The following is an 18631-nucleotide window of genomic DNA, read 5'->3' as shown; positions in this document are numbered from 1 at the left end:
TTGGCAGTCTCGCTCGCCAATGAGTGACCTCCACTGGAATGACATCAGCCCGTATGCGGTTCCGCTGGGCATCTCGGCGCTGCTGGGCGTGCTGGCCTGGGCATTGTTCGCCTGGCTGGCGCACCGCTCGCGCGGCAAGGATTACCGGCGCGCACGCATCACCAGCATGCTGAGCCCGCCGCTGGCATTGTTGCTGCCGCTGCTGTTCCTGCGCGTCGGTCTGGACTCCACACCGCTGAAGGATGCACAGCTGGCGCTGGTGAAGCTGAGCCTGTATGTCGGTGTCGTCGGTTGCGTGACCTGGCTGGCGGTGCGGGTGGTCAACGGGATCGTCGCCTCGATCCTGCGCGAACACCCGATCGAGGTGGCCGACAACCTGGCTGCGCGTCAGATCCATACCCAGACGCGGGTCCTGGGACGGGTGGCCACAGGGCTGGTGATCGTGCTCGGCGCGTCCATGGTGCTGCTGCAGTTTGACGGCGTGCGCCAGCTGGGCAGGACGCTGCTGGCGTCGGCCGGCATCCTGGGACTGGTGGCGGGCATCGCGGCCAAGCCGGTGTTCGGCAACCTCATTGCCGGCCTGCAGATCGCGTTGTCGCAGCCGATCCGGATAGATGACGTGGTGATCGTGGAAGGTGAGTGGGGCCGCGTGGAGGAGATCACCAGCGCATTTGTGGTGGTGCACATCTGGGACCAGCGCCGGATGGTGGTGCCGCTGAACTGGTTCATCGAGAACCCTTTCCAGAACTGGACCCGGCGCGAGGCCGACATGCTGGGCACGGTGTTCCTGTGGTTGGACTACCGCACGCCGATGGCCCAGGTGCGGGCCGAAACCGAGCGGGTCTGCCGGAGCGACCCACGTTGGGACGGAAGGGTCTGCATCGCCCAGGTGACCGAGACCTCGGAAACCGCGATGCAGGTCCGCCTGCTGGTGAGCGCGCGCAATTCCGGCGATGCCTTCGACCTGCGCTGCGTGGTGCGCGAGCGGGTCCTGGATTTCCTGGCGCGCGAACATCCCTACGCACTGCCGCGTCAGCGCAACGAACTCACCCGCGAGCACACGCCACCGGACACCCCGCAGATCGTGCCCAGCGTGCATCAGACCGTCTCGCCCAGCCCCGAGGACGGGCCGCCGTCGGTCGCGTCGCCTGATCTGCCGGCAGGCTGAGGCGGCCGGCCTATTTCGAGGCGGCGGGCGCGCCTGGCAAGGTGGGCAGGTACTGCGGCGGTGTCCGCGCCTGGGTGCGCTGTTCGTAGTCGTAACCCAGCTCGATCAGCCTGGCCTCGCTCCAGGCCGTGCCCATGAACAGGATTCCCAGCGGCAGCCCCTGGCTGCTGCCCATCGGAATGGTCAGGCTCGGGTAGCCGGCTACCGCCGCCGCGCCATAGCCGGCGCCGGGGAAGGGGTCCTTGAACGCTGGATCGGTGCGCCAGGCCGGGCCGGTCGCGGCCGACACCAGCGCGTCCAGGTGCTGGGCCTTGAGCGCGGCGTCGATGCCTTCCGGGCCGGCCAGGCGTCTGATCCGCGAACGAGCCTGGATGTAGACCGGATCGTTGAGCCCTCCCATCGCCGCCGACTGCTCGAACAGATCCTGGCCAAACAGGCCCAGCTCCTCGCGCGCGTGCTGCTGGTTGAAGCCGATCAGCTGCTGCAGTGAGGACAGTGGCGCATCGTGGGTGGTCAGGTAGCGCGCCAGGCCGTTCTTGAACTCGGTCTTGAGCACCAGCAGCTCGTCATCGTCCCATTGGCCGACGGTGGGAATCTCGGCATCGACCACGGTGGCCCCGGCCGCGCGCAGGGTGGCGACCGCGCCTTCCATCGCCCTGGCCACGTCCGGACCGAAGCTGAAACTGCTGCGGATCACGCCGATGCGCGCGCCCTTCAGGCCACCTGGACGCAGGCGTGCCTGGTAGTCCAGCGGGGCGTTGAGCGCGGCATGGGCGGTACTGGCGTCGGCGGCATCGCGACCAGCCATCACCGACAGCAGGATGGCGGCATCGGCAACGGTGCGGGTGATCGGGCCGGCAGTGTCCTGGCTCCAGGAGATCGGCACGATGCCATCGCGGCTGACCAGGCCGACGGTGGGCTTCAGGCCGACCACGCCGTTGACCGCGGCCGGGCAGATGATGCTGCCGTCGGTCTCGGTGCCGACCGTGGCCGCGGCCAGGTTGGCCGAAGCAGCCACGCCGCTGCCGGCGCTGGAGCCGCAGGGGTTGCGGTCCAGCACGTAGGGATTGCGGGTCTGGCCGCCCACGGCGCTCCAGCCGGAGATCGAATCGCTGGCGCGGAAGTTGGCCCATTCGCTCAGGTTGGCCTTGCCCAGGATCACCGCCCCGGCTTCGCGCAGGCGCTTGACCAAAAAAGCGTCCTGCCTGGGCCGGAAGTCCTTCAGCGCCAGCGAGCCGGCGGTGGTGGCCATCGGCGTGGCGTCGATGTTGTCCTTGAGCAGGATCGGGATGCCCTGCAGCGGGCCGCGGGCCGCGCCGCCGGCGCGTTCGCGGTCGCGCAGGGCCGCTTCGGTCATGGCCTGCGGATTGAGCTGGATGACCGCGTTGAGCCTGGGCCCGGCGCGGTCGATCTGGGCGATCCGGTCCAGATAGGCGCGGGTCAAGGTTCGGCTGTCCAGCTCGCCGGCCTGCATGCGCTGCTGCAGCTGGGCGATGGTTTGCTCGGCATAAAGGAACTGCGTCGGCGCGGCAGCGGCGTCCCTGGACGCGGTGGCCGGGGCCGAGCAGCCGGCCACGACTAGCGCCAGCAGCATCGGGCACGACAGGGTCAGCGCAGGCCAGGCACGCATCGGTGATTTCCGCATGGGGGAAGGCCGCAGGCTAAACGCAGGCGACAGGGCGCGCAACATCGTCCAGGTTGAACCGGGCGATCATCGGGTGGAGCGGCGGATTGAGTCCGAGGCCGCCACGTCCACACTGGCGCAGGCAATCAGGGCCAGCAGGCCCGTGGCGGGCCAGATCAGGCCGCGCGGGAAGCGCGCTTGCGGTCGCTTTCGGTCAGGAACTTCTTGCGCAGGCGGATTTCCTTGGGCGTGATTTCCACCAGCTCGTCATCGTCGATGAAATCCAGGGCCTGTTCCAGCGAGAACTTGATCGCCGGGGTCAGCGCGATTGCATCGTCCTTGCCCGAAGCACGCATGTTGGTCAGCGGCTTGGTCTTGATCGCGTTGACGGTCAGGTCGTTGTCCTTGGAATGGATCCCGATCAGCTGGCCTTCGTACACGTGGTCGCCCTCGGCGGCGAACAGCTTGCCGCGCTCCTGCAGCGGCCCCAGCGAATAGGCCGGGGTGGCGCCTGGTGCATTGGCAATCATCACCCCGTTGGGACGCTTGGCGATGGCGCCCTGTTCCTTGGGGCCGTAATGGTCGAACACGTGGAACAGCAGGCCCGAACCCTGGGTCAGGGTCTTGAATTCGTTCTGGAAGCCGATCAGGCCCCGCGCCGGGATTTCATAGTCCAGGCGCACCCGGCCCTTGCCATCGGACTCCATGTTCTTCAGCTGGCCCTTGCGCATGCCCAGCTTTTCCATGACCCCGCCCTGGTGGACTTCCTCCACATCCACCACCAGCTGTTCGATCGGCTCCATCAGCTGGCCATCGATCTCCTTGATGATCACCTCCGGACGCGAGACGGCCAGCTCGTAGCCTTCCCGGCGCATGTTCTCGATCAGCACCGACAGGTGCAGCTCGCCGCGGCCGGAGACCAGGAACTTGTCCGCGTCTTCCAGCTGCTCGACCTTGAGCGCCACGTTGTGCACGGTCTCGCGCTCCAGGCGCTCCTTGAGCTGGCGGCTGGTCAGGAACTTGCCACCGGACAGGTCCTTGTTGCCGGCGAACGGCGAGTTGTTGACCTGGAAGGTCATCGAGATGGTCGGCTCGTCCACGGTCAGCGCCGGCAGCGCCTCGGGCGTGTCCAGCGCGCAGATGGTGTCGGAGATGGTCAGCTCCTGGATGCCGGAGATGGCCACGATGTCACCGGCCTGCGCGCTGTCCTGCTCGATGCGCTCCAGGCCCAGAAAGCCCAGCACCTGCAGGACCTTGCCCTGGCGCTTCTTGCCCTCGCGGTCGATCACCGCCACCGGCATGTTCTTGCGCAACGTGCCGCGCTGGATCCGGCCGATGCCGATCACGCCGACGAAATTGTTGTAGTCCAGCTGGCTGATGCGCATCTGGAACGGGCCGTCCGGATCCACTTCCGGCTTGGGCGCGTGCTGCATGATCGCCTCGTACAGGGGGGTCATGTCGCCTTCGCGCACGGTGTCTTCCAGACCGGCGTAGCCATTGAGGGCCGAGGCGTAGACGATCGGGAAGTCCATCTGCTCGGGGGTGGCGCCGAGGCGGTCGAACAGGTCCCACACCTGCTCCACGACCCATTCGGGACGTGCGCCGGGGCGGTCGACCTTGTTGACCACCACGATCGGCTTGAAGCCCATCGCGAAGGCCTTCTGGGTGACGAAGCGGGTCTGCGGCATCGGCCCGTCCATGGCGTCCACCAGGATCAGCACGGTGTCCACCATCGACAGCACGCGCTCGACCTCGCCGCCAAAGTCGGCGTGGCCGGGGGTGTCAACGATGTTGATCCGGTTCTTGACGCCGGTGCGCTTGTCTTCCCAGGTGATGGCCGTGTTCTTGGCCAGGATCGTGATGCCACGTTCCTTTTCCTGGTCGTTGCTGTCCATCACCCGATCGGCCAGCACGGTGCGCTCGGACAGGGTGCCGGACTGCTTGAGCAGTTGATCGACCAGGGTGGTCTTGCCGTGGTCGACGTGGGCGACGATGGCGATATTGCGGAGGTTCTCGATGGACATGCGTCGGCGGGCGCGCAGGATGCACGCAGGGCTGGGGAGGGAAGCGCGTATTATAGCCGGTTACCGCCCGGCTCCGGGCTGCTTGCTCTCCAGGAGTTAAATCAATGTCCCTGACTGCCACGTTCAACACCTCCCGCGGCCCCATTCAGGTCGAGCTCTATCCCGACAAGGCGCCGCTGACGGTGGCCAATTTCGTCAATCTGGCCAAACGCGGGTTCTACGACGGCCTGAGCTTCCACCGGGTCATCCCCGATTTCATGATCCAGGGCGGTTGCCCGGAAGGCTCCGGCCGCGGCGGCCCGGGCTATCGCTTCGAGGACGAAACCAACAACGGCCTGGGCCATGAGCGCGGGGTGCTGTCCATGGCCAATGCCGGCCCCAACACCAACGGCAGCCAGTTCTTCATCACCCACGTGGCCACCCCGTGGCTGGACGGCAAGCACACCGTGTTCGGCAAGGTCGTTTCCGGCCTGGAAGTGGTCGACGCGGTCAAGCAGGGTGACACCATCGACACGGTGGTGATCGAGGGCGATGCCGACGCTGCGTTGGCCGCCCGGGCCGATCGGGTGGCCGAGTGGAACAAGCACCTGGCCGCCTGAACCCAGGGCTGCAGGGGTGCCCGGCGCTGGTCGCAAGCACCTGACACCGGCCGACAGCGGCCTGCGTGGTAAAATGCCGCGCCGCAAAAATCGCTGCGGCGCCAGATCCACCCAAGAGGTGTTGCCGTCTTGAAGCCGCCCCGCGCCGCCCCGTGTCTGGCCCATGCCGGCTCCCGCCGCGCCGCCGCCTTCGCATTCCCCTCCACCGTCCGGCGCCGCTAGCGCGCCTTCTCCCACGCGGCGGGCCGTGGCCCGCCCACGATGCTTCGAGGAAATCCTGACCATGAAACAACCCGTCCGAGTTGCCGTCACCGGCGCTGCCGGCCAGATCGGCTATGCCCTGCTGTTCCGCATCGCCTCCGGCGAAATGCTGGGCAAGGACCAGCCGGTCATCCTGCAGCTGCTGGAGCTGCCGATGGAGAAAGCCCAGGCCGCGCTGAAGGGCGTGATGATGGAGCTGGAGGACTGTGCCTTCCCGCTGCTGGCCGGCATGGTCGGCACCGATGAGGCCGAAGTGGCATTCAAGGACGCCGACTACGCGCTGCTGGTCGGCGCGCGGCCGCGCGGCCCGGGCATGGAGCGCAAGGACCTGCTGCTGGAAAACGCCAAGATCTTCACCGCCCAGGGCGCGGCGCTGAACAAGGTCGCCAGCCGCAAGGTCAAGGTGCTGGTGGTCGGCAACCCGGCCAACACCAACGCCTACATCGCCATGAAGTCCGCCCCGGACCTGCCAGCCAGGAACTTCACCGCGATGCTGCGCCTGGACCACAATCGCGCCCTGAGCCAGCTCTCGCTCAAGCTCGGCAAGCCGGTGGCCGGCATGGAGAAGCTGGTGGTGTGGGGCAACCACAGCCCGACCATGTACCCGGACTACCGCTTCGCCACCGCTGATGGCGTCTCGATCGGCGAGGCGATCAACGACCAGGAGTGGAACGCCAACACGTTCATCCCGACCGTGGGCAAGCGCGGTGCGGCGATCATCGAGGCGCGCGGCTCGTCCTCGGCCGCCTCGGCCGCCAATGCGGCCATCGACCACATGCGCGACTGGGTGCTGGGCAGCAACGGCAAGTGGGTGACCATGGGCGTGCCCTCCGATGGCGCCTACGGGATCCCGGAAGGGCTGATCTTCGGCTTCCCGGTGACCACGGCCAACGGTGAGTACACCCTGGTCAGGGACCTGCCGATCGACGACTTCAGCCAGAAGTACATCGACAAGACCCTGGCCGAGCTGGAAGAAGAGCGTTCGGGCGTGGCCCATCTGCTCGGCTGATCCACGCTGACGCCGGTGTCATGAAAACGCCGGGCCGCAAGGTCCGGCGTTGCCAGTGACTAAAGACCAAGGTCGAAACGCGGGCGCGGTCTGGGCGCACTACGCTTCAAGCCGTTCCATCGGCCCGCAACCGGGAGGATTTCAATGTCGCACGAGGCTTACACACAGGGGCTGGAACGCAACCAGGCCAACTACACGCCGTTGTCGCCGCTGAGCTTCCTGCGCAAGGCGGCGCTGCTGCATCCGCAGCGGGTGGCGCTGATCCATGGCCCGCGCCGCCTGACCTGGGGCGAGGAGTACCGACGTTGCCGCCAGCTGGCGTCCGCGCTGCAGCGCTGGGGCGTGGGTCGTGGCGATACGGTGGCGGCGATGCTGCCCAATACGCCGGCCATGTTCGAGCTGCATTATGGGCCGGCGATGCTGGGCGCGGTGCTCAACACGCTCAACACCCGCCTGGATGCGCCCACGATCGCCTTCATGCTGGACTACGCCGAAGCCAAGGTGCTGTTGGTCGACCGCGAGTTCGCGCCAGTCATCGCCCAGGCGCTGAAGCTGTGCAGGCAGCCGCCGCGGGTGGTCGACGTTGACGATGCGGAAGTGACCGCAGGCGACTTCGTCGGCGAGATCGAATACGAGGCCTTCATCGCCGGCGGTGATGCGGCCTTGGAGATGGCCTTGCCGGACGATGAGTGGGATGCGATTTCGCTCAACTACACCTCCGGCACCACCGGCGACCCGAAGGGCGTGGTCTACCACCATCGCGGCGCGTACTTGAACGCGGTGGCCAACATCATCGACTGGTCCATGCCGCCGCATCCGGTGTACCTGTGGACACTGCCGATGTTCCACTGCAACGGCTGGTGCTTCCCGTGGACGATGGCGGCGGTGGCCGGCACCCAGGTGTGCCTGCGCAGGTTCGAGCCCAGGCACGTGCTCGAGTTGATGCGCGAACACCGCGTGACCCATTACTGCGGCGCGCCGATCGTGCACAGCGCGCTGGTGGCTGCCCCGGAGGAGTGGAAGCACGGCATCAGCGGTGTGCACGCGCAGGTGGCCGGCGCGGCGCCGCCGGCAGCGGTGATCGAAGGCATGGAGCGCATGGGGTTCCACATCACCCACGTCTACGGACTGACCGAAACCTACGGCCCGGCCTCGCTGTGCCAGCAAAAAGAAGAATGGAGCGCGCTCGATATCCAGGCCCGCGCCGACCTCAACAGCCGCCAGGGCGTGGCCTGCCTGCTGCAGGAGGACATGCAGGTGCTCGATCCCCAGACCCTGCAGCCGGTGCCGTGGGATGGCCAGACCATCGGCGAGATCATGTTCCGCGGCAACATCACCATGAAGGGCTATCTGAAGAATCCGGACGCCACCGCGCGGGCGTTCGAAGGCGGCTGGTTCCATACCGGCGACCTGGCAGTGGTGGATCCGGACGGTTACGTCAAGATCCGCGACCGTTCCAAGGACGTGATCATCTCCGGCGGCGAGAACATCTCCTCCATCGAGGTCGAAGACGCGCTGTGTCGTCATCCTGCGGTCATGGCCGCGGCGGTGGTGGCGCGGCCGGACGAAAAATGGGGCGAAACCCCATGCGCCTTCATTGAACTCAAGGCCGGCAGCGAGCCGCTGCCAGCCGACGCCCTGCAGCAGTATTGCCGCACTCATCTGGCCGGCTTCAAGGTGCCGCGCGCCTTCGTGTTCGGCGAGCTGCCGCGCACCTCGACCGGCAAGGTGCAGAAATTCCTGCTGCGCGAGCGCGCGCGCGACCTGTCGGGCAGCTGACGCGGACCTGCAGCTTCGACCAAGGTCGTGAGGTGCGGCCGGCGGGCCCCCTCTATGCTCGACGACATGTTCCTGGAGAGATTGCAATGTCGTATGAAGAGGTCTACCGCCGTTCGATCGAACAGCCCGAGGCCTTCTGGGCCGAAGAGGCCAAGGCGATCCACTGGCACGTCCCGCCGCAGAAGATCCTGGACTACTCCAACCCGCCGTTCCGCAAGTGGTTCGTCGGCGGCCAGACCAACCTCTGCTACAACGCGATCGACCGCCACCTGGACGAACGCGGCGACCAGCTGGCGCTGGTGGCGGTGTCCACCGAGACCAACGTCACCCGCGAGATCACCTACCGGGAACTGCACGCCGAGGTGAATGCCTTTGCCGCGGTGTTGCTGGGCCTGGGTGTGGCGCGCGGCGACCGGGTGGTGGTGTACATGCCGAACATGGCCGAGGCGGTGTTCGCGATGCTGGCCTGCGCGCGCATCGGCGCGATCCACTCGGTGGTGTTCGGGGGCTTCGCCGCGCACAACCTGGCCCTGCGCATCGACGACGCCCAGCCCAAGTTGCTGATTGCCGCCGATGCCGGCATTCGCGGCGGCAAGCTGATTCCGTACAAGTCGTTGATCGATACGGCCTGCGCCGAGGCGCAATTCCCGCCGCCCAAGGTCCTGATCGTCTCGCGTGGGCTGGATCCGGCCGAACCGAAAGTGCCCGGACGCGACCAGGATTACGCCACACTGCGCGCGCAGGTGGGCAATGCCCAAGTGCCGGTGGAATGGCTGGAAGCCAACGAACCCAGCTACCTGCTCTACACCTCCGGCACCACTGGCAAGCCCAAGGGCGTGCAGCGCGATGTCGGCGGCTATGCGGTGGCGATGGCGCAATCGATGCGCACGATCTTCGACTGCGCGCCGGGCCAGGTGATGCTGTGCACCTCGGATGTGGGCTGGGCGGTGGGCCATTCCTACAACGTGTATGGCCCGCTGATCGGCGGTTGCACCGCGATCCTCTACGAAGGCCTGCCGACCAACCCCGACCCGGGCATCTGGTGGGCGCTGTGCGAGCAGTACGGCGTGCGCACCATGTTTTCTTCGCCCACCGCAATCCGGGTGCTGAAGAAGCACGACGTGGACTTCATCCGTCGCCACGACCTGTCGCAGCTGAAGTACCTGTTCCTGGCCGGCGAACCCCTGGACGAGCCCACCGCGCACTGGATCACCGATGCGCTGCGCAAGCCGGTGATCGACAACTACTGGCAGACCGAAACCGGCTGGCCGGCGCTGACCCTGCTGCCGGGCCTGGACATGAAACCGCTGCGGTTCGGCTCGCCGGGCTTCCCCAACCTGGGCTACAAGATGAAGATCATCGACGAGTCCACCGGTGCCGAAGTGCCGCCCAACACCAAGGGCGTGCTGGTGATCGAGCCGCCGCTGCCGCCGGGCTGCATGACCACCATCTGGAAGGACGACCAGCGCTTCCTGGACAGCTACTTCAGCCACTTCAAGGAACTGCTGTACAGCTCACTGGACTGGGCGATCAAGGACGAGGACGGCTACATCTTCATCCAGGGCCGCACCGACGATGTGATCAACGTGGCCGGTCATCGCCTGGGCACCCGCGAGATCGAGGAATCAGTGTCCGGTTTCAACGCGGTGGCCGAAGCGGCCGTGGTTGGCGTGGCCGACCCGCTCAAGGGGCAGGTGCCGGTGGTGTTCGCCACTCTGCGGCAGAACACCGAGGAAACCGAGGCCCGCCACCAGGCGGCCGACGGCATGCGCAAGATGGTGGAAACCGACCTGGGTGCGCTGGCACGGCCGGCGCGTGTCTACATCGTCAGCAGCCTGCCCAAGACCCGCTCGGGCAAACTGCTGCGACGCTCGATCCAGGCGCTGGCCCAGGGCGCCGACCCGGGCGACCTGTCCACGCTGGATGATCCCAACGCGCTGGAGGAAGTGCGGCGCGCGCTGAGCCGCGGGCCGGATTCGGGCGCGTAGGGCGGGTCTTGACCCGCCACGCATGGTTCAACCGGCGTGGCGGTGGCCGGTCAAGACCCGCCACGCATGGTTCAACCAGTGTGTGGCGGTGGCCGTCTTGACCCGCTACGCATGGTTCAATCGGTGTGGCGGTGGCGGGTCAAGACCCGCCCTACGGCTCGACGCGCGCCGGCGCCACGCCGGTGTATTGCGCGCGCGGGCGGATGAGCTTGCCCAGGGTCTGCTGCTCCAGCACGTGCGCCAGCCACCCGGCCAGGCGCCCGCAGGCGAACAGCACCAGCGCGGCCGGGGCGGGCAGGCCATGGACATAGCAGAGCGTGGCCAGCATCAGGTCCACGTTCGGGCGCAGGCCGCTGACTTCGTGCGCACGCGCGATCACCGTTTCCGCCTGCGCCAGCCGTGGCGTGCCGGCGGCGCGTTGGCGCAGCATGGCCAGCAGTTCGGCCGCGCGCGGATCGCCGTGCGGATACAGCGCATGGCCGAAGCCGGGAAGATCGTCGCCATGGTTCCAGCGGGCGATGACCTCGTCGGCGCCCGCTTCCAGCAGTGCATGGGCGCGGGCGGTCGCGCCGCCGTGACGTGGGCCGGACAGCGCGGCCAGGCCGCTGCACACCGTGGCGTGCAGGTGGGCACCGGTGGAGGCCACCACGCGCGCGGCAAAGGCCGACACGTTCAGTTCGTGGTCGGCGCACAGCACCAGTGCGGCCCGGACCAGCTCGGCCAGTTCTGCGTTGCCGGGCGCCCAGTGGTCGGCCAGCTGCTGGTGGACCGGAGCCGCACTGGGATGGCCGGCAGTCAGCAGCGCGGCGTTCTGGCGCAGCAGCAGCGCAGCCAGGTCGTGGCGCACCGGCAGGGCCAGGTTGAAGGAGTGGCGCACCTCCAGGGCCAGCAACGGCATGCAGGCCAGGGTGCGTTCCAGCGGGGGCAGGGCGGCGTTGTCGGCCAGGCCTGCCAGTGTCTCGGGCCAGGGCGCGGGCGTGGCGGCGAACGGGTCGTGCGCTCCGCAATCCCACAGCAGCCGGGCGGCGTCCTCCAGGGTGGCGCCAGCGCGGACCGCGGCCACCGCCGACTGCCCGCGGTAGTAAGGCCCGTCGGGCTGGATCAGCGAGATCCGGGTTTCCAGCACCGGCAGGCCGCGGTCCAGGCTTTGCGCCGCTCCGCGCGCGGCGCCGCGGCCGGCGCGCTTGTTGCGGGCCAGGCGCTCCACGTCCTGGCGGCGATACATGCGGCTGCGATGGTCGGTGCCGGGCCGGGACACCAGCCGGCCGCGGCTGACGTAGGCGTACAGCGTGGCCGCACTGATGCCCAGCAGTTGGCAGGCCTGGGCGGCGGGGATGAGGTCGTCGTCCATCTGGGCGTGGAGGCTCAACAGGTTGATTGATGCGATCAAGATTGATCAATGCATTGGAGAGTGCCAGATTGCGCCTCGTCCTGCGAGTGCCGCGCGCCGCTTCGGCCACCGCCTGGCACATGCCCTACCTACCCAAGGAGTCCGACCATGCCCTCATCGACCCCCGGCGCCCGCTTCCGCGCGGCCCTGGCCGCCGAATCCCCGCTGCAGGTGATCGGCGCGATCAACGCCAACCACGCCCTGCTGGCCAAGCGCGCCGGCTACCGGGCGGTGTACCTGTCCGGCGGCGGCGTGGCGGCCGGCTCGCTGGGCATGCCGGACCTGGGCATCAACACGCTGGAAGACGTGCTGGTCGATACCCGCCGCATCACCGACGTGTGCGACCTGCCGCTGCTGGTGGACATCGATACCGGCTTTGGCGCCAGCGCCTTCAATATCGAGCGCACCATCAAGTCGCTGATCAAGGCTGGCGCGGCGGCGTGCCACATCGAGGACCAGGTCGGCGCCAAGCGCTGCGGTCATCGGCCGGGCAAGGAAATCGTCTCGCAGAGCGAGATGGCCGACCGGGTCAAGGCCGCCGCCGACGCCAAGACCGATGCGGACTTCTTCCTGATTGCGCGCACCGATGCGATCCAGGTCGAGGGTGTGGACAGGGCGATCGAACGCGCCATCGCCTGCGTCGAGGCCGGTGCCGACGGCATCTTCGCCGAGGCCTCCTACGACCTGGGCACCTACAAGCGCTTCGTCGAGGCGGTCAAGGTGCCGGTGCTGGCCAACATCACCGAGTTCGGCGCCACGCCGCTGTTCACCCGCGACGAGCTGGCCAGCGTCGGGGTGGCCATCCAGCTCTATCCGCTGTCGGCGTTCCGCGCCATGAACAAGGCCGCGGAAAACGTCTATACCGCCATCCGCCGCGACGGCCATCAAAAAGCGGTGCTCGACACCATGCAGACCCGCGAGGAGCTGTATGACCGCATCGGTTATCACGCCTTCGAGAACAAGCTCGATGCATTGTTCTCCAGGAACAAGGCCGGCTGAAACCGCGCGGTTGGCCTGCACCTTCAGATGCCGCAGCGGCAATCGGGCCAGTCCAGCGGCGCCGCGCCAGCAGCAGCGGCATCTTCCATCCAGATCGATATTCCCAGAGCAGAAGAGCGAGTAATCACATGAGCGAATCGGCCCCCGCCACACCGGGCTTCAAGCCCAAGAAATCCGTCGCGCTTTCGGGCACGCCTGCGGGCAACACCGCGCTGTGTACCGTCGGCCGCACCGGCAACGACCTGCATTACCGCGGCTACGACATCATGGACCTGGCCAACAGCGAGTTCGAGGAGATTGCCTACCTGCTGGTGCACGGCAAGCTGCCGAACGAAGCGGAGCTGCGCGGCTACAAGGCCAGGCTGAAGATGCTGCGCGGCCTGCCGGCCCCTTTGAAGGCCGCGCTGGAACAGCTGCCGCCGGGCACCCATCCGATGGACGTCATGCGTACCGGCGTATCGGTCCTGGGCTGCGTGCTGCCGGAGAAGGATGACCACAACCATCCCGGCGCACGCGACATCGCCGACAGGCTGATGGCCTCGCTGGGTTCGATGCTGCTGTACTGGTACCACTTCGCCTTCAACGGCAAGCGCATCGAGGTGGAAACCGACGACGATTCGATCGGCGGCCACTTCCTGCACTTGTTGCATGGCGAGAAACCCAGTGCTGCCTGGGTCAAGGCGATGCATACCTCGCTGGTGCTGTATGCCGAGCACGAGTTCAATGCCTCGACCTTCACTTGCCGGGTGATCGCCGGCACCGGCAGCGACATGTACAGCGCCATCGTCGGCGGCATCGGCGCGCTGCGCGGCCCCAAGCACGGCGGCGCCAATGAAGTGGCCTTCGAGATCCAGAAGCGCTACGACAGCCCCGATGAAGCCGAAGCCGACATCAAGGCGCGCGTGGAGCGCAAGGAAGTGGTGATCGGCTTCGGCCACCCGGTCTATACCGTCAGCGACCCGCGCAACAAGATCATCAAGCAGGTCGCCCACGACCTGTCCAAGGCCCAGGGCAGCACCAAGATGTACGACATCGCCGAGCGCCTGGAACAGGTGATGTGGGACATCAAGAAGATGTTCCCCAACCTGGACTGGTTCAGCGCGGTCAGCTACCACATGATGGGCGTACCCACGGCGATGTTCACGCCGCTGTTCGTCATCGCCCGCACCGCAGGCTGGAGCGCGCACGTCATCGAGCAGCGCATCGACGGCAAGATCATCCGCCCCAGCGCGAACTACACCGGCCCGGAAGACCTGGAGTTCGTGCCGCTGAAAAAACGCGTGTGATCCATCGCTGCGCGATGCGCATCGCGTGGACCCAAGAAGGGCCGGCGATCAAGCCGGCCCTTCTTGTTATGCATCACATCAATGGCAATCAGGAGCGCGGCGCCGGCTTGAGCGACTGCACGCGGTAAAAGGTGTGGTCGCCAATGGTGGCCACCGTGTAGGCATTGCTCCAGGTCGGCGTGGCGATCGCATGGGCGGCGAAGTGGCTGGCGCCGGGCACGATCTCGCGCCGCGCGCCGCGCGGCAGCGACCAGTTGCGCTCCGCATCCAGCGCCACCGACACCGACTTGGCCCAGGCGTCGCCGTTCCGCAGACGGGTGGAGGCGGGCATGATGCCGGGGGCGAACTGGTGGCGCGCAGTCACCACATCGCACAGCGAATCGCCCCACAGGCCACTGTCGCGACGACGTAGCGCCACCTCAGCGACTGCTTCCTGTCCACGCACGCTCTGATCGCGGGCTTCCAGGTAGACGGTGGCCGACAGGCACAGCGAATCTGCGGCCGGCTGCGGCAACATGTTCTGCGACAGCCATAAAATCCAGGCCAGTTTCATGGGACTCCTTGCTCCGTTTGGCCGCAGGTTCCTGGTCGTCCCCCCATGTTGCGTGGGAAGACGGCCGAGCCCTGCAGTTGAGCGTCATGGGGAGGCAGCCGTCTGGCGGGCTGCCCGGGTCTGGCCTGAACCAAAGGTCGGCCAGAAGAACCCGCCTGGACTGGGTGGCGGGGTCGGAAAGTCGGCGCAAGGTATGGGCCAAATTCAAAACCTCACCTGAATATCACCGCTTGCATTCACCCCGCTGACCCGCTAGGCAGGCTTTGTTTTCAGGCGCTCGGCGATGGCGCTTTGCAACATCCAGAGGCGTGATTCACAACGCTGCGGCGAGCCTGCTGGCCTGGTCGATCGCGCGCTTTGCATCCAGTTCGGCAGCGACATCGGCACCGCCAATCAGGTGCGGGGTGATGCCTGCATCCTGCAATGGCTTCAGCAGGTCGCGTCGCGGCTCCTGCCCTGCGCAGATCACGATCGTGTCCACCGGCAGGGTCTGGGTGTGGCCTTCGACGCGGATGTGCAGGCCTTCTTCGTCCACGCCGAGATATTCCACGCTGCCGAGCATGTGCACGCCCTTGGCCTTCAACGCGGCCCGGTGTACCCAGCCGGAGGTCTTGCCGAGCCTTGTGCCTGGACGGCCGGGCGAGCGCTGCAGCAGCCACACTTCGCGTGCCGGTGGTTCGGGCTGCGCGGGCACCAGGCTGCCGCAGGTGTCGAAGTGCGGATCCACGCCCCATTCGGCCATCCAGCGATGGCGGTCCAGGCTGGGTGATGCGCCTTCCTGCACGAGGAACTCGGCGACATCGAAGCCGATGCCGCCGGCGCCGATCAACGCCACCCGCTTGCCCGGCACCACCCGACCGGACAGCACATCGATGTACCCCACGACCTTGGCATGGTCCGCGCCAGGCAAATCCACTGCGCGTGGCGTGATGCCAGTGGCCAGTACGACTTCATCGAAGCCTCGCAACGCCATCGGATCGGCCGGCGTGGACAGCCGCAAGGTCACACCGGTGTCTTCCAGGCGCGTGCGGAAGTAGCGCAGCGTCTCGTGGAATTCCTCCTTGCCTGGGATGCGCTTGGCGTAGTTGAACTGACCGCCGATCTCGTCGCTGCCTTCGAACAGCGTCACCGCATGGCCCCGTTCTGCCGCCACCGTCGCGCAGGCAAGCCCTGCAGGACCGGCGCCGACCACGGCGATGCGCCTGGAGGTACGCGTCCTGGCATAGAGCAGCTCGGTCTCGGCGCACGCGCGCGGATTGACCAGGCAGCTGGCACGCTTGTTCTGGAACACGTGGTCCAGGCACGCCTGGTTGCAGGCGATGCAGGTATTGATGCGTTCGGCCCGGCCCAGGCGCGCCTTGCGCACCCATTGCGGATCGGCCAGCAGCGGTCGCGCCAGCGACACCATGTCCGCCTTGCCCGACGCGAGGATCTGTTCGGCCACCTGCGGCATGTTGATGCGGTTGGTGGCGATCACCGGCACCTCGACTTCCGCCTTCAACTTGGCCGTGACATCGACGAAGGCCGCGCGCGGCACCGAGCTCACGATGGTGGGAATGCGCGCCTCGTGCCAGCCGATGCCGGAGTTGATCAGGGTCGCGCCAGCGGCTTGCACCGCGCGCGCCTGCGCGGCGATCTCCGGCCAGGCATTGCCCTGTTCGACCAGGTCCACCAGCGAGAGGCGATAGATCACGATGAAGTCCTGGCCGCAGGCTTCGCGCACGCGGCGCACGATCTCCACCGCAAAGCGCATGCGTCGCTGCGCATCGCCGCCCCAGGCATCGCTGCGGTGGTTGGTGCGCGCGGCGGTGAACTGGTTGATCAGGTACCCCTCCGAGCCCATCACTTCCACGCCGTCGTAGCCGGCCTCGCGCGCCATGCGCGCGGCGTGCGCATAGGCATCGATCTGGCGTTCGACCCCGCGTGCGCTCAACGCGCGCGGGGTGAACGGGTTGATCGGCGCCTTCAGCTTCGACGGCGCCACCGACAGCGGGTGATAGGCGTAACGCCCGGCGTGCAGCAGTTGCGCGCAGATCCTGGCGCCGTGCGCGTGCGCGGCCTCGGTCACCAGCCGGTGCGGGCGCGCTTCCCACGGCCATGACAGCTTGCCGCCGAACGGCTTGAGCCAGCCGACCAGGTTGGGCGCGAAGCCGCCAGTGACGATCAGCCCGACCTCGCCTTCGGCCCGTTCGGCCACGTAGGCCGCCAGCCTGGGAAAGTCCGCGGCACGGTCCTCCAGGCCGGTATGCATCGAGCCCATCAGGACCCGGTTGCGCAGCCGGGTAAATCCCAGATCCAGTGGTTGCAGCAGGTGCGGGTAGGGCGTCTGGGGATCCATCGGGGCTTGGTGCAGGACGGGGCTGGGCATCTCAATACGCGTGCGTACGGAAAAGTTGCGCGCACCTTGCCGCAAAGCGCTGTGGCCGGCAAGCGATGCCACCGGCGCTTGTTGGATCCAGGTGAGTGCAATGTTTGCCAGTCAACGATTCGGATACGTTTTGCCTGCATCGCTTTCACACGACGTGCGCTTTTGCGCCCGTATAAAGAGCCCGGCGCCGAGCAGGACGTCGGGCGACTTGTTAGCCTGTCGTTAACGCGATCTTCACGAGTCCCTGCATAATCTGCGCCGGTGTTGACGGCTGAACGCTGTTCAAACCTTCGACTGGATGCAGTTAGGCTCGGGGATGTCTCCCGCTCCCATGCAAACGGTTTTTCAAAAAACCTGATTCTCAAGGAGTCGCAAATGAACAAGAAACTTCTCTGTGCCGCGATGTTGGCCGGACTGGGCGTGGCGCAGGCCGCTTCGGCTCAGGAATTTGATGACCGTTGGTACCTGACCGGTGCAGTTGGTTACAACTTCCAGGACAGCTCGCGCGAGACCGACGACGCGCCGTTCGCCTCGATCGGCCTGGGCAAGTTCATCAGCCCGAACTGGTCGCTGGATGGCGAACTCAACTACCAGAACCCCAGCCTTGATCCGGAAGACAACCTGAACTGGAGCCAGTACGGCATTTCGTTCGACCTGCGTCGCCACTTCATCCAGGAAGGCCGCGGCTGGAATCCGTACGTGCTGATGGGCCTGGGCTACCAGCAGTCCGAAGAAGAGTACGACGCCTTCCCGAACCCGGATTCCCCGGGCGACAACGATGAAGGTTACTTCGCCGCCAAGGTCGGCCTCGGTCTGCAGACCACCTTTGACAAGCGGGTCGCCGTGCGCGCTGAAGTCGCCTATCGCGCCGACTTCAACGACGAAAGCACCCGTGCTCCGGACGAGGACTATTTCGGCGACGTGCTGGCTTCGGTCGGCGTGGTGATCCCGCTGGGCACCAAGGCCGAGCCGGTTGCACCGCCGCCGCCGCCGCCGCCGGCTCAGACCTGCGCCGACCTGGATGACGACGGTGACGGTGTCAACAATTGCGATGACAAGTGCCCCGGCTCGCAGGCTGGCCAGACCATTGGTCCGGACGGCTGCCCGGCTCCGGTCACCATCGACCTGAAGGGTGTGAACTTCGACTTCGACAAGGCGACCCTGCGTCCTGACGCCGTGTCTATCCTGTCCGAAGCCGTGCAGATCCTGCAGCGCTACCCGGACCTGAAGGTTGAAGTCGCCGGCCACACCGACTCGGTCGGTACCGATGCCTACAATCAGGGGCTGTCCGAGCGTCGCGCCAAGGCCGTGTATGACTACCTGACCAGCAACGGCGTTGACGCATCGCGTCTGCAGGGCCCGGTCGGTTACGGCGAGAGCCGTCCGATCGACACCAACGAGACTGCCGAAGGCCGTGCGAAGAACCGTCGCACCGAGCTGAACGTCCAGAACTGATCTGGCGGCACTCCTGGCAAGTCGCGGCCCGGCCGCGCTTGCCTGGCACCAGGAAAACCCGGCCTTGCGCCGGGTTTTCTGTTTCTGGGCGTCACTGGCTCGTATTCACTCTTTTATTTCAACTGTTT

The 18631-nt window shown here is 66.8% G+C and carries 13 protein-coding genes; 8 read left to right on the top strand and 5 right to left on the bottom strand.

The genetic code is table 11. The features are described from left to right. The first annotated feature begins 19 nt into the window (after positions 1-19). Positions 20-1168, top strand: coding sequence for a mechanosensitive ion channel family protein (locus DSC_RS11580; protein ID WP_014161354.1), 1149 nt, complete (start codon positions 20-22; stop codon positions 1166-1168). Positions 1169-1178: 10 nt separating this feature from the next. Here DSC_RS11580 and DSC_RS11575 read toward each other — a convergent pair whose 3' ends face one another. Next, positions 1179-2798 carry an amidase gene (locus tag DSC_RS11575; RefSeq protein WP_014161353.1) on the bottom strand — a complete coding sequence of 540 codons (1620 nt, stop codon included), beginning with the start codon at positions 2796-2798 and terminating at the stop codon, positions 1179-1181. A gap of 170 nt (positions 2799-2968) precedes the next feature. Next, complete coding sequence (gene typA, locus DSC_RS11570) at positions 2969-4816, bottom strand: translational GTPase TypA (protein WP_014161352.1); 1848 nt, start codon at positions 4814-4816, stop codon at positions 2969-2971. A gap of 104 nt (positions 4817-4920) precedes the next feature. Between typA and DSC_RS11565 the strand changes: the two genes are divergently transcribed. The 4 genes from DSC_RS11565 to prpE all read left to right on the top strand — a co-directional run bounded on the left by DSC_RS11565 (position 4921) and on the right by prpE (position 10452). Then, the gene (locus DSC_RS11565; protein ID WP_014161351.1) at positions 4921-5415 is read left to right on the top strand and encodes a peptidylprolyl isomerase; all 495 of its coding nucleotides are present in this window, start codon (positions 4921-4923) and stop codon (positions 5413-5415) included. Between the two features lie 283 nt (positions 5416-5698). After that, positions 5699-6685 (top strand): malate dehydrogenase, encoded by a 987-nt coding sequence (locus DSC_RS11560; protein ID WP_014161350.1) that lies wholly within the window; start codon positions 5699-5701, stop codon positions 6683-6685. A gap of 144 nt (positions 6686-6829) precedes the next feature. Then, a complete protein-coding gene (locus tag DSC_RS11555; RefSeq protein ID WP_014161349.1) occupies positions 6830-8464 on the top strand; it encodes an acyl-CoA synthetase in 1635 nt (544 codons plus the stop codon). 86 nt (positions 8465-8550) lie between these two features. Next, the gene (prpE, locus tag DSC_RS11550; RefSeq protein WP_014161348.1) at positions 8551-10452 is read left to right on the top strand and encodes a propionate--CoA ligase; all 1902 of its coding nucleotides are present in this window, start codon (positions 8551-8553) and stop codon (positions 10450-10452) included. Between the two features lie 151 nt (positions 10453-10603). On the opposite strand, the gene DSC_RS11545 is transcribed toward prpE, so the two are convergent. Beyond that, positions 10604-11821, bottom strand: a complete 1218-nt coding sequence (locus DSC_RS11545) for a citrate synthase family protein (protein WP_238527643.1) — start codon at positions 11819-11821, stop codon at positions 10604-10606. A 129-nt stretch (positions 11822-11950) separates the two neighbouring features. Here DSC_RS11545 and prpB point away from each other — a divergent pair, with 129 nt between their 5' ends. Next, on the top strand, positions 11951-12841 hold the full coding sequence (gene prpB / locus DSC_RS11540) for a methylisocitrate lyase (protein ID WP_014161346.1): 891 nt from the start codon (positions 11951-11953) through the stop codon (positions 12839-12841). A gap of 128 nt (positions 12842-12969) precedes the next feature. Then, a complete protein-coding gene (gene prpC / locus DSC_RS11535; RefSeq protein ID WP_014161345.1) occupies positions 12970-14127 on the top strand; it encodes a bifunctional 2-methylcitrate synthase/citrate synthase in 1158 nt (385 codons plus the stop codon). An 88-nt stretch (positions 14128-14215) separates the two neighbouring features. On the opposite strand, the gene DSC_RS11530 is transcribed toward prpC, so the two are convergent. Together DSC_RS11530 and DSC_RS11525 are read right to left on the bottom strand one after the other, a co-directional pair. After that, positions 14216-14680 carry a cell wall hydrolase gene (locus DSC_RS11530; protein WP_014161344.1) on the bottom strand — a complete coding sequence of 155 codons (465 nt, stop codon included), beginning with the start codon at positions 14678-14680 and terminating at the stop codon, positions 14216-14218. A 313-nt stretch (positions 14681-14993) separates the two neighbouring features. Beyond that, on the bottom strand, positions 14994-17018 hold the full coding sequence (locus tag DSC_RS11525; protein WP_014161343.1) for an NADPH-dependent 2,4-dienoyl-CoA reductase: 2025 nt from the start codon (positions 17016-17018) through the stop codon (positions 14994-14996). A gap of 405 nt (positions 17019-17423) precedes the next feature. Between DSC_RS11525 and DSC_RS11520 the strand changes: the two genes are divergently transcribed. Continuing rightward, positions 17424-18503 carry an OmpA family protein gene (locus tag DSC_RS11520; RefSeq protein ID WP_014161342.1) on the top strand — a complete coding sequence of 360 codons (1080 nt, stop codon included), beginning with the start codon at positions 17424-17426 and terminating at the stop codon, positions 18501-18503. Positions 18504-18631: the final 128 nt, after the last annotated feature.

It is taken from the genome of Pseudoxanthomonas spadix BD-a59 (assembly GCF_000233915.3).
GTDB classification, from domain to species: domain Bacteria; phylum Pseudomonadota; class Gammaproteobacteria; order Xanthomonadales; family Xanthomonadaceae; genus Pseudoxanthomonas_A; species Pseudoxanthomonas_A spadix.
The sequence above is the reverse complement of the archived record's forward strand: the minus strand, read 5'-3'. Positions and strand labels throughout refer to the sequence as shown.

Coding starts and splice junctions, on each gene's coding strand:
- DSC_RS11555 (WP_014161349.1), top strand. CDS start 6,830: ATGTCGCACGAGGCTTACACACAGGGGCTGGAACGCAACCAGGCCAAC.
- DSC_RS11520 (WP_014161342.1), top strand. CDS start 17,424: ATGAACAAGAAACTTCTCTGTGCCGCGATGTTGGCCGGACTGGGCGTG.
- DSC_RS11575 (WP_014161353.1), bottom strand. CDS start 2,798: ATGCGTGCCTGGCCTGCGCTGACCCTGTCGTGCCCGATGCTGCTGGCG.
- DSC_RS11565 (WP_014161351.1), top strand. CDS start 4,921: ATGTCCCTGACTGCCACGTTCAACACCTCCCGCGGCCCCATTCAGGTC.
- DSC_RS11580 (WP_014161354.1), top strand. CDS start 20: ATGAGTGACCTCCACTGGAATGACATCAGCCCGTATGCGGTTCCGCTG.
- DSC_RS11530 (WP_014161344.1), bottom strand. CDS start 14,680: ATGAAACTGGCCTGGATTTTATGGCTGTCGCAGAACATGTTGCCGCAG.
- DSC_RS11525 (WP_014161343.1), bottom strand. CDS start 17,018: ATGGATCCCCAGACGCCCTACCCGCACCTGCTGCAACCACTGGATCTG.
- prpB (WP_014161346.1), top strand. CDS start 11,951: ATGCCCTCATCGACCCCCGGCGCCCGCTTCCGCGCGGCCCTGGCCGCC.
- prpC (WP_014161345.1), top strand. CDS start 12,970: ATGAGCGAATCGGCCCCCGCCACACCGGGCTTCAAGCCCAAGAAATCC.
- prpE (WP_014161348.1), top strand. CDS start 8,551: ATGTCGTATGAAGAGGTCTACCGCCGTTCGATCGAACAGCCCGAGGCC.
- DSC_RS11560 (WP_014161350.1), top strand. CDS start 5,699: ATGAAACAACCCGTCCGAGTTGCCGTCACCGGCGCTGCCGGCCAGATC.
- typA (WP_014161352.1), bottom strand. CDS start 4,816: ATGTCCATCGAGAACCTCCGCAATATCGCCATCGTCGCCCACGTCGAC.